Source organism: Escherichia sp. MOD1-EC7003, from assembly GCF_002965065.1.
Taxonomy (GTDB): domain Bacteria; phylum Pseudomonadota; class Gammaproteobacteria; order Enterobacterales; family Enterobacteriaceae; genus Escherichia.
The window spans coordinates 1-249 of record NZ_PTRE01000333.1; the positions used below are offsets into that span (position 1 = coordinate 1).

The 249-nt window shown below is 44.2% G+C and carries 1 protein-coding gene; it reads right to left on the minus strand.

Annotated elements, in window-relative coordinates; all coding sequences use genetic code 11:
• Window positions 1–35 precede the first annotated feature (35 nt).
• Window positions 36–249, minus strand: a 214-nt coding sequence (locus A7090_RS25635) for a transposase (RefSeq protein WP_198599626.1), incomplete at its 5' end; no start/stop codon positions are given.

The window sequence follows — 249 nt, forward strand, 5'->3', positions numbered from 1 at the left end:
GAGAGCGTTCAGAATTCTGTGTCACGTTAAAAATTCTACAGCGTCATCACATTATTCAGTCGCCCTTCAAAATAAATGGCTAACTGTGACAATGTCAAATTCCAGCTCTGGATGGGCATTGTCCATTTCTCCTGTGCGTTCATCAGTCCCAGATAAAGCAGCTTCAACAGACTGTTTTCGTTCGGGAAAGCGCCTTTGGTTTTGGTCAGTTTCCTGAACTGGCGATGGACTGATTCGATAGCATTTGTG